Annotated in this window: 10 protein-coding genes and 1 pseudogene; 5 read left to right on the top strand and 6 right to left on the bottom strand. The window is 41.1% G+C overall.

All coding sequences use genetic code 11. The features are described from left to right. The first annotated feature begins 3 nt into the window (after positions 1-3). Positions 4-1,461, top strand: coding sequence for a nitrogen regulation protein NR(I) (glnG, locus tag LGZ98_RS09770; protein WP_113041198.1), 1,458 nt, complete (start codon positions 4-6; stop codon positions 1,459-1,461). Positions 1,462-1,468: 7 nt separating this feature from the next. Here glnG and LGZ98_RS09765 read toward each other — a convergent pair whose 3' ends face one another. Beyond that, positions 1,469-2,758 (bottom strand): ISL3 family transposase, encoded by a 1,290-nt coding sequence (locus LGZ98_RS09765; protein ID WP_113041199.1) that lies wholly within the window; start codon positions 2,756-2,758, stop codon positions 1,469-1,471. A 25-nt stretch (positions 2,759-2,783) separates the two neighbouring features. Beyond that, a complete protein-coding gene (locus tag LGZ98_RS09760) occupies positions 2,784-5,990 on the bottom strand; it encodes an Eco57I restriction-modification methylase domain-containing protein (protein WP_262978021.1) in 3,207 nt (1,068 codons plus the stop codon). A gap of 648 nt (positions 5,991-6,638) precedes the next feature. Between LGZ98_RS09760 and LGZ98_RS09755 the strand changes: the two genes are divergently transcribed. The 3 genes from LGZ98_RS09755 (at position 6,639) to LGZ98_RS09745 (ending at position 8,549) form a co-directional block, all read left to right on the top strand. Then, the gene (locus LGZ98_RS09755; protein ID WP_228901250.1) at positions 6,639-6,959 is read left to right on the top strand and encodes a hypothetical protein; all 321 of its coding nucleotides are present in this window, start codon (positions 6,639-6,641) and stop codon (positions 6,957-6,959) included. Between the two features lie 604 nt (positions 6,960-7,563). Continuing rightward, on the top strand, positions 7,564-8,316 hold the full coding sequence (locus tag LGZ98_RS09750) for a hypothetical protein (protein ID WP_113041202.1): 753 nt from the start codon (positions 7,564-7,566) through the stop codon (positions 8,314-8,316). A gap of 8 nt (positions 8,317-8,324) precedes the next feature. Beyond that, entirely contained in the window at positions 8,325-8,549 is a 225-nt protein-coding gene (locus tag LGZ98_RS09745) for a hypothetical protein (RefSeq protein ID WP_040151315.1), read from the top strand. Positions 8,550-8,612: 63 nt separating this feature from the next. Here the strand turns inward: LGZ98_RS09745 and LGZ98_RS09740 are convergent, their stop codons facing one another. The 3 genes from LGZ98_RS09740 to yihI form a co-directional block, all read right to left on the bottom strand. Then, a complete protein-coding gene (locus LGZ98_RS09740) occupies positions 8,613-9,092 on the bottom strand; it encodes an Hcp family type VI secretion system effector (RefSeq protein ID WP_112895327.1) in 480 nt (159 codons plus the stop codon). 428 nt (positions 9,093-9,520) lie between these two features. Further along, positions 9,521-10,894, bottom strand: a complete 1,374-nt coding sequence (hemN, locus tag LGZ98_RS09735; RefSeq protein WP_262978020.1) for an oxygen-independent coproporphyrinogen III oxidase — start codon at positions 10,892-10,894, stop codon at positions 9,521-9,523. A gap of 193 nt (positions 10,895-11,087) precedes the next feature. Next, positions 11,088-11,597 (bottom strand): Der GTPase-activating protein YihI, encoded by a 510-nt coding sequence (gene yihI / locus LGZ98_RS09730; RefSeq protein WP_113041204.1) that lies wholly within the window; start codon positions 11,595-11,597, stop codon positions 11,088-11,090. A gap of 193 nt (positions 11,598-11,790) precedes the next feature. On the opposite strand from yihI, the gene LGZ98_RS09725 reads away from it, so the two are divergent. Then, positions 11,791-13,254: an ArnT family glycosyltransferase gene (locus tag LGZ98_RS09725; RefSeq protein ID WP_113041205.1), complete on the top strand. Its 1,464-nt coding sequence runs from the start codon at positions 11,791-11,793 to the stop codon at positions 13,252-13,254. A gap of 88 nt (positions 13,255-13,342) precedes the next feature. Here LGZ98_RS09725 and LGZ98_RS09720 read toward each other — a convergent pair. Continuing rightward, a pseudogene (locus tag LGZ98_RS09720) lies at positions 13,343-13,513 on the bottom strand (transposase); the annotation flags it as partial. Positions 13,514-13,879: the final 366 nt, after the last annotated feature.

Below are 13,879 nucleotides of genomic sequence, written 5' to 3'. Positions count from 1 at the left end.
ACGATGCAACAGGGAAAAATCTGGATCGTCGATGATGACAGTTCAATCCGCTGGGTACTGGAGCGGGCGTTAAGTAACGCGGGGATGGAATGTACCAGTTTTGCAGACGCTGATAGCGCCCTGACCGCACTAGCCCAAAACACGCCTGATGTACTGATTTCGGATATCCGTATGCCGGGAATGAATGGGCTAAACCTGCTGAATAATATCAAACAGAGCAACCCGTTGCTGCCAGTCATCATTATGACCGCTCATTCTGATCTGGATGCTGCGGTCAGTGCTTATCAGCAAGGGGCTTTTGACTACTTACCAAAACCCTTTGATATTGATGAAGCCGTTGCTTTGCTGGAACGGGCACTTAGCCACTCCCGCGATCAGAATCAGCCAACTAAAAACCCGCAGGTCGTCACACCCGTTTCTGACATGATAGGAGAGGCGCCTGCCATGCAGGACGTTTACCGCATTATCGGCCGCCTCTCCCGTTCCTCTATCAGCGTCCTGATTAATGGCGAATCCGGTACCGGAAAAGAGCTGGTGGCCCATGCGCTGCACCGTCACAGCCCACGGGCCAATGAGCCATTTATTGCCCTTAACATGGCAGCCATCCCTAAAGATTTAATTGAGTCAGAGTTGTTTGGTCATGAAAAAGGGGCTTTCACCGGCGCTAATCAGGTACGTCATGGGCGGTTTGAACAGGCTAATCGCGGTTCACTGTTTCTTGATGAAATTGGTGATATGCCTCTGGACATTCAGACCCGTCTGTTACGGGTATTGGCGGAAGGTCAGTTCTACCGAGTTGGCGGTTATGCTCCCGTAAAAGTGGATGTGAGAATTATCGCGGCAACCCATCAGGATCTAGAACGTTTGGTAGAGCAAGGAAAATTCCGTGAAGATCTCTATCACCGCCTCAATGTTATTCGTATGCAATTACCGCCGTTACGTGACAGAGTGGAGGATATCCCTCGCCTGACGCGTCATTTCCTACAACAGACCGCCAAAGAGTTGGGCGTAGAAACAAAGATTCTCCATCCTGACGCAGAAATGGCCTTAATGCGCTTACCCTGGCCGGGCAATGTTCGCCAGTTGGAAAATATCTGCCGTTGGCTGACAGTCATGGCGGCAAGCCAAGAGGTACTAGTACAAGATTTGCCGTCTGAATTATTTGAACCCCATCATACCGAAATCGGCACAACAACATCTGTAAATACCGTACCCGCAAATAGAACACCTACCAATACCATACCGGAAAACTGGTCGCAGCTACTTGCCCAGTGGGCAACAAATGCCTTGGAAAATGGTCAGCAGGATCTGCTATCTGAAGCATTACCATTATTGGAGCGTACCTTACTTGATTGTGCACTTAAGCATACCAAAGGCCATAAACAAGATGCTGCCCGATTGCTGGGTTGGGGACGCAATACTATTACACGGAAGTTAAAAGAACTTGGGTTGGAGTGTTGAAACAAGGCTATAATCGCCCCGTTTCTATCTCTCTTACCAGTGCTGATATATCTACACCGTAATTCATTAACGTTTCCGACTCTGGTCCGCATACCTGCTCAGGAATCCGTTGACGTTGATAGTGGAGATTCTTTCTCTTCTGAAAGCCCTTAGTAAACAGTATATCAGCTCGCAATGCTTCAAAACTGTAACCACGACCAACAAGATTCACCACGCTAATCAGGTTGTTCAGACTCTCTATATAAGCATTGGAGATCGGGTGGTCGAAGTAAGCAAAAACATCATCGTGCCAGTTATCTATAGCTTTAACGAGTGGGTCAAAATGCACCTTCATTTCAGGTGTTATCTGTCTAAGCCAAACATAGTAAGCTTGCTGTGCCTCGTACCTATTTTTGAAGTTCCAGATGTCGAAAAATGACTCTTTCAGCTCGTAAGCATAACCCAGCTCAGGATAGTTGAGTATCCAGTCAGATAATCGCATATATTCGGCATCTGTCTGCTCGTGGCGACGTTTCAGCAACACAAAGTGATCTTTCATCAGTCTTCGACGCTGCTGAACGTTCAAGCCGCCTCTGATGACCTTTAGCACTCTTTCTAGTGACTCATTCGCCATACGGACAACATGAAACTTATCGATGATAACCGTAGCGTCAGGGATCATAGTAGCCACTGCATCTCTGTATGGTCGCCACATATTCATAGCTACATAGCGCACCTGATAGCGATCTTTTCGTTTAGTTAGGTAGCGCATAACAGAGGCTTTGTTATTGTTATCGAGCATATCAACAATGGTTTGCAGCTCGATATTGGCGATAACGCACCGGGGTTTTATGATATGGATTTCGTCAATACCCAGCCATTTAGGCATTTCAAAATTGAGGGTCTTTTCCAGTCGCTCACAGGAGTCGTGAAATATATTACGAACAGTCTTTTCATCCACGCCTACGTCCTCTGCTACGCTGGAGAAGGTGCGCCGTAGACTCTCGCGCTCGATGTATTGGATCAAGCGGTGAGTCATTTGCCGCTTACCATCCTTGTGCGGTACTGGTTCCATAAACGTCTTACAACATACTTGACAGCGGTAGCGGCGGCGATTCAGTATAATCCCTGTCCGCTTGCCATTGACAGGAGTATCCATGATCACCTCATCACGACGGCCAAAGCCAACGATTCGAGAATGTTTGCAGTGGATGCAGTGAGTAGGTGGGCTGGCAGTTCCTACATGTACCTGGTAATCATGCTCCAGTTCGGAGACAGACAGGACGACATAATCAGGCCAGTTAATGATGTTTGCCATAAATAGCCAACTTATTCTTTGTCAGTTATTCTACGAGCGTTACACTCCAAGCGATCAAAACATTCTCCGCGACCGATTTTATTCGCTTGATAATTTTCTGGCGTTCTGTTTTGTCGTGACACTGGTGAGCCTCCTCAACAAGCTCTGCAAGGTTAGTGTGCATCGTGTTGGTAATATCAAAATTAGGTAATGATAGATGTTTGAACACATCCGCAACTTGAATGGATACATTGTGACTGTTAATCCATTCTTGAACAGTTAATGAATTCAGTAATCCGCACAAATAATACGCTGTTTCTTTGTTATCAAAGGATGCAAAGTATACTTTGTGATCTGGAATATAAACACGTTCGCCAACAACAGGTACATTCTGAAAGCTTGCAACCGCTGCATAAAACGATGAGGACATTTCCGGCCATATCACTTTCCATGGTTTGAAGGTGTAATCACCAACATTATAAACAGCATGGTAAGGAGCACCTTTCATTTGGCGACGATAGGTAGAACGTTCCAGCAACAGTCTCTCGAACCCCTTAAACCATGCTAAGGTTTTTTTCATCTTCGGGGAATGCAACTGTGCATCCGCACTCTCGTACTCAGCATTTGAAATACCTGTGTTTGGTACGAATGTAAACAGCCTTTGTTCAACATCATCATAATCTGGAGCATCAAGTTTCAAGTAGCACTCATCGAAATCACTCGCTCCCTTAATTAAAGGGTAAAGCATATCGGGCTCTACCCATTGAGTTTTCTGTGGCCCAATGTCTTTCCGTCCAGCTTCAGGGCGGCTTTGAATCTGAACGAGAGTGCCATTGTTTTGCAAGATTGGAACAAAATAAACTCCGTTAAGATCCGTGGTAATCCCCTTCCGCCCTTTAGTCCATTCACACTGTAATGATAGATATTTAATCGCATTGAAGCGCCCAGGAGCGAGTATCGCCCACGGAGAACCTTCATCACCAACCGGAAACGCTTCTTTTGTCGTATGAGAAATAGCTTTCAGCACGTTATTAAGAGGTGTGCAGGGCCTAATAGCTTTCCTGTGACCAGGATTAGCTGACCATACCCTGTAAGCTACGGGGTATTGTGCGGTGACGATGGATTTTCGAAACAGCGCAACAGACGTGTGGTTGCTTGCATCTTCAAATGGTTTTAATTCCTTCATGTCATCAACAGACAATGGTTGAAGATAAAGTGAATCCTCTCGCTGTGAATCTAGTTTAAATGTTCTAAAACCTGCTGATGATGGGTTCTTAAAAAGTGTGCCAGTGATGACAAACGCTAGTTTGCCACCTATATCCAGCCATTTATCGGAGACCGTATAGGTTATCATGGCAGATATATCAAGTTCATTCCCACCATGGCGTTTGGTCTTAGAAAAAATACCATAGTCTTCACACGTTGGTTTAACACGTTCACGATAAAGGTCAGGTAGCTTTGACCATCTAACCCAAGGAGGATTGCCAATAACTAAATCAAATTTACCTGCTGCCGCTGACCAGAAGAAGTTCCTGACAATCCGAAACCAAATACCGTTCCATTGTTTTCTGTGTAGATTTAACACTTGATCATAGGTATGTCGGAGTGGTTTGTCCCAGTTCGATAGCTCTTCTTGGGTGACTATACTTGCTGCTGTCAGTTTTTGGCTGGATTTGTCGAACTCTAATCCCTGCTCAACATCTTTGCCCATTCGTTCAAAAACAAAATCGAGGCGCTCCCTGTTTAAAGCTAACTCAACAGGCAAGTGAATATTCAGTTTGGCTACCTGACTTCCAATGTTGTATTCAACAATTCTATTTTTTCCAGAGGGGATCTCCGCAGGTGAATAAATGGCATCAGCCATTAGTACAGGAACCTCAATATCCATTCCTGGACATGCAGCGAGAAGGTCTGCAATTTCCATCAGGAAATTTACACGAGCAGTCTGAACAGCAAGCGGGTTCAAATCAAAACCCCATACACTATCACATAGGTTTTTGATAACTTTAGACACACTCCACCCCTGTATTGCCGCCAGCTCACGTTTTTTGCGAATCACCGCCAGTAAGAATGCCCCGGATCCACAGGTAGGATCTAACACACGCTTCTCTAATAATGTGTTGTTAGCAGCTCTCTGAAGCGTAAAATCAACCAACCAGTCTGGGGTGTAAAATTCACCAAGGCTCTGCCGGAGTTTGCCAGGAACAAGACCTTGGTATAGATCTCGCAAAACATCCCTTGTCCTAGATAAGTGATCAAGCCGATATAACGATAAAACCGAGAGCAACCGCCTCAAGGAAGGTAGTAACGCCGGAACAACCTTGTCTCTAGCAAGGCCAATATACCAGCTAAAAATAGCCTCTTCGACAAAACCGTTAATGCCTGCTTCCCTGAAAATGGCCGATTTCTCGACAGAGTAGTCCAAATAATTCACCAACTCGTCATCATCTTTTTGAGCCGACATACTCTGAGCAGGTTGAGTCGACGATGTTAATCCATGTGCTGATACAATCTCGGCAGCTAACAGTTTAATGAGTATCGAATTGTAAGTATGAATGACAAATAGCCGTGCCGATGTAGAATCTTCCCGAAAACCATTCCAAATAAATGCAATCTCTTTGTTAATAGCCTCTGTTTGTGAAATTGACATATCAGCAACTTGGCCGTACAAAGTTCTCCACTCCTCAAAAAGCATTTTAATTTTGTTGTTGCCTTGCTGTTTTAAGTAGTAAAGCAGGCCATCAGACATAGCCTGCATAAATTCACGAGCATCTGCTGACCCATGTCCAAAATCAGCCAATAGGTTCTCAGTTGTTAAGGCTTTTCGCGTATCGGAGACAAAAGCGTCAATCACCAAATCGACCGCATAGGTTGAAAAGGGAATTAAGTGTTGAGTATGAATCTGATCACCATGGACCTGAGCAAAACAAATGTGTTCACCGTCAATAGCTATTCCAATGAAATCAGATTCAGGAATTCCTGTTTTCGCTGACTCACACTGTATATATGGCAAAAGTCGTTCTTCTGTGGCACTTTTGAAGCCAGGGCTGTCCTTCTTGCCACGAAACAAACCTGGCGCTTTGAATTCAATGATTACGTGATTATGGCTTGAGTCTTTACGCCCTCGCTCAGCATTCAAATGAAGACCAGTTGCATCTTCTATCACCTTCATCCAAATGTATCGAACTTCCTCTTCACCTTTCCAAGGCTTTAGGCGCTTTTCCTGAATAGCTTCGTATGCCTCTTGGCCCATTACGTACCACCTTATAAACCGGTGTAAAAATTTTCCCAATTATGAACCTGAACAATAATAGCATCAACCGTATAATCCGATTTTAAAAAATTTAACCAGATAAGGCTGACCAATACAGAATGCCGTGTCAACAATTCGGCAAGTTAGGGATCGTCATAACTGATTGACTGGCTGTATTTTATCTGATAAAACCAGTATCAAACGTGATTAATTTACGATCAATCGAGATAATAGAATCGACAAAAGGCAAGATTGAGCAGCATCTATCACCCTCCGGTTGAAAACGACAATTTTGTCCAAGTGAACAGAGCATATCTGAAAGAACAACTTTTCCTGATAAGGAGAAACCAATAACCTCAGAAATCCTGATATATACCTTTTGAGAATGTGGGGCACACAACCAACGCAGGAGTATGTTGCTATTTAACTCTGATCGAATACGGAGGTATCTTGAGTGCCTGTAACGCACAGTAAAAATACTCACAGAAGATCGCTGAATTGAGTCTGTAAAGTTCGGCGATGTAACAACATATTGTCTCACCAAGTGAGCAATAACCTAATTAAAAAAATCACAGCCTTCGTTGTGATTTAAATTCAAACTAGTAATTAAAAGGTTGGTTTAAGATGATGAAGTGGTGCCGGATTATTATGGCGATTATTTTGTTTTATTCTCTTTTCGTTGGTATGATGCAAGTATTGTCGATCAATTTTTATATTTTCCGTGATTACTTTGGATTGTGGGAGATTCCAGCCAAAGTGGCCGCTGCTATAGCTTCTCTTTACGTTTTTTGTCTACTTGTTAAGTTTTTGCCTCTTATTATTGCTATTTTTATATGTAGCTTAGTTTTGGTGGTAAATGTATGGCATTGGTCATTATGGGTTTCGGTCCTTATACTTATTTGGCCGGTTATTGTTGTTTTAGCTTATTGCGTACTCACCAAAAGCCTGAAATATAATACATCAGACTAGTACTACAGCCGTAATTCTCTTTCTCAACAGACGATACATTCATAGAAAAGCTGAAATCATACGACTTCTTAATGTTGGGACTAAACACCTGGTTCAGTTCGTCCATAATTTACCTGTCCGCGTTGCTGTAAGGAATATATCAGGAACAAGTAATTACACAATTTAAATTACAGTCTCACACTGAAGATGGCGACAAAGAGTAACAGAATTTCATTACACAACGTTAATTATTTTTATAGAATAAATTAAAATATTCGGAATTTTTATTTTACGGAAACTTAATATCTTATCGAGTACTCTTTGAGTAGATTTTTGTTATTTGATTAATATGGTTATTTTTATTTAAATATGTTATATTAATTTTTTTTAATTAATAATAGAGATAGCGTATGGATGACAGAGATAAATTAATGCAACGAATAAATAATGTTCTAGTTAATAGTTCAGTCATAGCTGAGGACAAACTAGCTGTAATGATGATGTTCTACTTTCAATTATTATCATCTACAAATACAGAGAGGGTTAATATGCGTATCTCTGATGGTAGGCTATTAACACTGAAATTCGAAGAAAATTTAATTAATCATTGAGTTGGAGCTTATGTATGGAATCTAGTATCGAAAATGACCTCTGGAAAGAGGTAGATCGGCAAAATGATTTGCTTTGGAGAATAGAAGAAGCTAAACGTGTAGCAGGCCTCAGTCTCGAAAGGGCAGTAAATGACACTATAGAATTAGGTGAAGAGGTCGTAGATACTATAGGCTTAGGTATGAGACGTAAGCTCTGGCAATTTTCATATTTTTTTGACGGTTATGAAGATGTATACGGAAGGATAAAAGAAGAAGATCACAGAATGAAGTTAAATCTGATGGATCTTAAAAATGAAAATAAAAGAAAATTCATTTCGAGAATAACAGAAATATATATTGATGAAGTATTTAAGGGTAATGAAGAAAAAGAGAAAGAAAGAATATATGGGAAAATATTAAAATTTTCCGCTAAAGTGGCAATAGGTAAATCAATTAAATTAAGTGTGTCAGCTATAATAGCAGAAGCTATATATTTAAATTTAATTAAAAAAACTATAGTGAAAAATGTAGCCAAACGATTTATAAGTGGATTGTTAAATATCGCTCAATTTTACGGATATTACGAGAAAGCATCAATATCAGCAAATAGACTTAAAATAACATGTCCACAATTCTATTGGGCTTTGTATTTTCAAAAACTGGAAATGTTATATTTTATAGTTGAACCTGAATTAGAAAAGGGAATTTATTTAATAGAAGGATTCAAGAATAAGCAGATCAGCGAAGAAGAAGTTGCTCGCGTACTTGCAAATATGATGGGTAATTGAGTTTATATATGAAAAATAAAATATTTAGTAAAGGATGGTTCAAAGATCTTTTTTGTGTATTTATTAAAGAATTATTGTGGTCAAATATGCCTGTTGTAGCCATTTTTATATGGGGAATTATATCAGTGTATTTCTTCCCCGATGAATGGTGGATTATATCTTTAATAGGAAGTATTGTAATTGTTGTTCTATTCTTTGTTCTCACATATTTAAGTGAAAGAAAAAAAAGCTAAGTATATATGCTTAACTTTAATTGTCATCCTTAAGCCACCTCCCAGGGAGGTGGTCTTCTACTTTTAATAAACCCGTTCATCCCATATACTATAGGCTGATGTTCCTGCTGTTACATGGTTCCATGTAATGGATTTATATTTAAGAAAGATTTTCTCATACGGCATTAACTCATTACTATTAATTGAATTTGGGTAAGTACAGGAAATATCAACAATAGTTGCTTCCGTAATTTTTACTTCATAAAAAAGCTCTGACTGCCCTGTCTGACTCGTCCTATAAAAAATAAAAGCACCATTTAATGATTCGTTAGAATCTATAGCCATAGCTAACAATGGGGATGATTTATCAACGGGTTTGATAAATTGTATAGGATGATGACTTACGTTCTGGTTACGAGTTATTGTGTGATTTAGACTGAGTACCTGTATTTGATCTTCATGCCCTTTTTGGTATCGATTCCCTATAGAATCGAGGGTTGAGCATCCAGCTGATATTAAGCCTTGTTTCTTACCATTTAATGTTAGATAAATCATGTATGACATAAAGATTACCGTCCTAGTTTCTTATTCAAATGATGTTAACTCGATTTTTGGGCTAAAAAAGTAACTTAACATATAAAAAAACTTATGAATACAGGAAGGACTTTTTCAGTGAAAAGTTAACTGTGTCTCCCTCCGAAACATAGCTCACGAGCAGTTGAAATCACATATTCGGCCCATAATTACGATAAAATTTATTTTTCGGCGCTGGTTGCTCTAATTTCTGCTGCCTCATCGCCTGTTCTGTTTGTAAAAACTCTCGAACTATTGGGGCGGTGCCGTCAATTCGGTCACACGATTGTCTAAGTAATAGACCTATTTCAACAGCGCGACGTTTTCTTCCGAGGTGCAATCGAACATGTTCTGCAAGGCGGACTCTGTTTACAATTTTATGTAATTACCCTTTTATTTAAAAACCACGCTCTGAACAATCAAATCACCCTTGAAAACTGACGCTGGCGAACCTGTTGACGCAAATAAATATCAAAACACATACAGATATTACGAATCAGTAACCGACCCCGTGGCGTTACCCAGATCTGTTTCTCATTCACTTCAACGAGTCCATCGTCAACTAATGGCGTTAATAATTGCAAATCTTCCGTGAAATAATGGGTAAAACTCAGCCCATATTGCTGCTCAATATCGGCAAAATTTAGACGGAAATTACAGATAAGCGCTTTAATAACATCACGGCGAATACAATCATCTTGTGACAGCGTTAAACCACGCCATAAAGCATGCCCCTGTTTTTCTAATTCCGCATAATAGCTTTTTAACTCTTTTTGATTTTGAGAATAGCTATCGCCCAACATACTGATAGCAGAAACTCCCAAGCCTAGCAGATCACACTCTTCCTGAGTGGTATAGCCCTGAAAATTGCGATGTAACTTCCCTTCCCGTTGAGCGACTGCCAGTTCGTCATCCGGGCGAGCAAAATGGTCCATGCCAATAAACTGATAGCCATTGTTTGTCAGCGTTGCGATTGTTTCTTGCAATATATCCAGCTTTTGTTCGGCACTTGGTAAATCATGTTCCTTAATTTTACGTTGAGCAGCAAATAAGCTCGGCAAATGAGCATAATTGAAAATACTCATTCTGTCCGGTGATAACGTTAATACTCGCTCCAGAGTAAATGCAAAACTTTCTGGTGTTTGTTTCGGCAGGCCATAAATCAGATCAATACTAGTGGAATTAAAACCCGTTTCACGGGCACGCGCGACCAAAGCAAAGATAAATTCCTCATCCTGCTCACGGTTCACCAGACGTTGTACTTCTTTATTGAAATCCTGCACACCCATGCTCAGACGGTTAAAACCTTCACTACGCAGGTGATCGATCATATCCAGTTCAATTTCACGTGGGTCAATTTCAATAGAAATTTCAGCATCTGGCAGAAAATCAAAATGGTGACGCAATAATCCCGTCAATTTACTGATTTGGTCTTTATTAAGATAAGTTGGCGTACCACCGCCCCAATGCATCTGACTCACTTTACGACCAGAAAATAACTTTGCCCGGCCACGAATTTCCCGTTCAAGCCATTGCAAATATTCATCCGCTTTATGCTTCTGACGGGTGACCAGTTTATTACAACCACAGAAATAACAGAGCTTATGGCAAAATGGGATATGGAGGTAGAGAGAAAGCGGTCGTTCAGGGTAACGGGCAGCAGCCTGGATAAATGCTGCATTGTCATACTGTTGATTGAATTCCAGCGCCGTAGGATATGAAGTATAACGAGGGCCGGAATAATTGTATTTCTGGATCAAAGGCAGATCCCAAACGATGGCTTGCTCAGACATGCTCATTCCTTCCGATGTTTTTGCCCATCAAAACGTAACGCTTTCATATGCTTAATATGTTGCGCTATGGTGGCTCCGCGCAGCCGGGTTTTACGCCGCGATAATCGCCACAGTTTACCCAATAACCATAACAAATAACATACTATTAGTATGGTTATTAGGATTAACCCGCCTCTGATCATGAGAGATTAAATTAGTTACCTTTCAGCAGTTGCATAATGTCATCCTGCTTCTCTTCTTCACGCTCTTCCTCATCCAGTTTAATACCTAACTCTTCCATCAGAGCGTCAATCCGATCCAGCGTAGTGTCAACATAAGCATGCTCTTCTTTAGACAGACTTTCGCCATTTTCCAGACGCTCTAACAATGCATCCAGACGATCGTCGTTTTCCAACATTGCTAACTCTTCCTGTGGCGACAGACGTGGTTTTGTCTCGACTTTATTAGCAACGACAGGTTTTGTCGGTTGTTCCCCGACGATCAGCGGAACAGGCACTTTACTACCAAGACGTGGATCACGTTGCTGTTTGCCTGACTGATGTTTATCACCGCTCTGTTCCTGATTGCGGTTACCGGGCGGATTGCCACGATGTTTTTTCTCACGCTTACGTGCACGCCCTTCCGCATTCAATTCTTCGCGGTTTTTTCTTTTCTGTTTACTAGCGGATACTTTGGCTGGTGCTTTTTTCTTTAACGGGTTCATAGCCTGTTACTCAGTTTGGTTTATCAGGGTATTGCTGCGCCGGAATCTAGCAGAAACTGCACGTATAGAAAAGCGCCGTGAATAACTCTTTATCTTTTAAAAAAAATAGCCAAAAATCTCTTATCATTCATGCATGGTTTAACCATCAACAAATATTCTATTACTCTTAGCTTTCAATAAATGATAAATCGATATGCCTATTTTTGATACTTCTTGCTATAAATCCGTTTACTTGTGGGTAGTTGGTTATGCTTTGTTATGGATGATAGTGAGTTATTCATTCGACCCAACCGTCCCTTATGATGCCGTCGAAGCATTGAACTGGGGAAAAAACGGCGAATGGGGTTCACCTAAAAATCCGTGGTTAGTGGGTGTAATGATGCTGCCTGCTATCCATATAAGCGGTGTTTCATTGAGTTTTTACTGGTATTTCATTCACTTTATTGCTATCGCGATTAGCATGCTCGGTGTATGGCATCTGGCATTTCGGCTAACAGGAAAAAAAGAGCTGGCATGGCTCGCCATGCTGACATTGAATCTGTCTGGTATTATTAACTTCGATATTATCCCATATAACGATAATTATCTGCTAATTATGCTCTGGCCGTGGATTATGTTGTTCTTTCTACGAGCCGTATATGACAATCCACGTTGGTGGTTGGCGTTTGCCCTTAGTTCTGGGCTGGCAACAATGGGAAAATATTCCACATTGGCATTGGTTGGTTCAGTTTTTCTATTGACCCTGTTTGTACCTAAAATTCGCCAATGTTACCGCCAACCCGCGCTTTATCTCGCACTGGTTATCTGGTTTGTGCTGGTCCTGCCTAACTTCTGGTGGCTATGGAACAATGATTTTGCCGCTTTCAAATGGGTAGATTCACAAATAGATAGTGGATTTAATCTACACACTACCCGATCGTTATTATCGGTATTTTATCCGCTGATTATCGTTGGCATTATTATCTATCAGCTTGGCGGCCGTATTAGCTGGCCGAAGGAGCAACCGAACCGATTGGTAAACATTATCATCTTGTTGCCATTACTGATTATCTACTGCTGGTTCTCATTCAATAAGGGGGGAAGAATGACAGAATGGCTGCACCCCTTTATGTCCGTTTCATCAGCGCTGTTGGTTGGTTCTATTACTCGTTTTCCACAGAAATCATTACGCAATACCCTGAGAGGGCTGATTGTCGTCGCAGGGTTGATTCTGATGGGATATGTACTGATTATGGCAGCCAATATTCGCGGTGCCGGCCATAAATTCGAAGGTATCAAAGATTTTTCCTGGCAACTGGAACAACGCTGGCATCAACGCTATTCGACACCGCTCCATTATGTCGGGGGCGAATACTTGCATCAGTGGCTGACTGTTTACGCGCCAAGTCAGCCAGAGACTATTCAACCTTGGATATCAGGAGAACAGGCACCCAATATCTATAACCGCCATGTTAAAGCAAGCGATATTATACGTGACGGCGCTATTCTGGTAGGTGCAAAGGGAAAAACCTGCGAACAAGAAGATTTTCACAGCGTTCTGCAAGACTGGTCAACATTAAGAATAAATAGTAAGGAAGAATTTCTTTTCCAGCCCGAACCTGAAACTAAGCCAACAATAGTCTGTGTAGGTTTTGTGTCACCGGAAAAATATCAGTAATTTTCTCTGCAAGTTGAAAGCCTGATTTAATAGGCTTTCAACATTATCTGCGTAAAGAGAGCCGCTTAATCCTTTAGGTTTCGCCATCCCCCTCAAAGACCTTATGACGGGGAATGCGAATATGATGGCAAACACGAAGGCTTGTGGAATCGATAAAAGCAATCCCTGTTGGTTTTCCTTTTAAATGATTCAAGTAGCTACAAAGCGGAACTAAAACAGAAGACGCAATCCCAACGAAACGGGTATAGCTGAGTAGTGAATCCCCGGAAGCATAGCTAACGAGTACAACCAACAAAGAGAATAGAAGACAATTACACCGAATTATTTACAAGGTCCTTCCAGATTAACGATGTTGCCCTTATTATGTTAATCTACCTATTTAAAGCACCACCTTATTTTGAGTTATTTTTAAACCAAGACTGTTTATTAAAATATCACATCCACTGTGTGATCAATAAACAAATAGCCATATTCTCACTCTGAAAGAAACAGGAGGCATTCCGTTTATTAGAAACGATAAATTATTACCCTTTGAATAACATAACTTTGATTATAATAGGAGTTTTTATGACATTTTATTCCTTTGCCTTTTCCCCTATTCTTATTTCAGTTTTAGGATACATAT

Source organism: Photorhabdus kayaii (genome assembly GCF_025384895.1).
In the GTDB taxonomy this organism is placed as follows: domain Bacteria; phylum Pseudomonadota; class Gammaproteobacteria; order Enterobacterales; family Enterobacteriaceae; genus Photorhabdus; species Photorhabdus kayaii.
This window is presented reverse-complemented; position numbering and strand designations above follow the sequence as displayed.

Excerpts from the sequence above, each read along its gene's own strand:
- LGZ98_RS09750 (WP_113041202.1), top strand. The coding sequence starts at position 7,564 with ATGGAATCTAGTATCGAAAATGACCTCTGGAAAGAGGTAGATCGGCAA.
- LGZ98_RS09725 (WP_113041205.1), top strand. The coding sequence starts at position 11,791 with ATGCCTATTTTTGATACTTCTTGCTATAAATCCGTTTACTTGTGGGTA.
- LGZ98_RS09740 (WP_112895327.1), bottom strand. The coding sequence starts at position 9,092 with ATGTCATACATGATTTATCTAACATTAAATGGTAAGAAACAAGGCTTA.
- hemN (WP_262978020.1), bottom strand. The coding sequence starts at position 10,894 with ATGTCTGAGCAAGCCATCGTTTGGGATCTGCCTTTGATCCAGAAATAC.
- LGZ98_RS09765 (WP_113041199.1), bottom strand. The coding sequence starts at position 2,758 with ATGGCAAACATCATTAACTGGCCTGATTATGTCGTCCTGTCTGTCTCC.
- LGZ98_RS09760 (WP_262978021.1), bottom strand. The coding sequence starts at position 5,990 with ATGGGCCAAGAGGCATACGAAGCTATTCAGGAAAAGCGCCTAAAGCCT.
- LGZ98_RS09745 (WP_040151315.1), top strand. The coding sequence starts at position 8,325 with ATGAAAAATAAAATATTTAGTAAAGGATGGTTCAAAGATCTTTTTTGT.
- LGZ98_RS09755 (WP_228901250.1), top strand. The coding sequence starts at position 6,639 with ATGGCGATTATTTTGTTTTATTCTCTTTTCGTTGGTATGATGCAAGTA.
- glnG (WP_113041198.1), top strand. The coding sequence starts at position 4 with ATGCAACAGGGAAAAATCTGGATCGTCGATGATGACAGTTCAATCCGC.
- yihI (WP_113041204.1), bottom strand. The coding sequence starts at position 11,597 with ATGAACCCGTTAAAGAAAAAAGCACCAGCCAAAGTATCCGCTAGTAAA.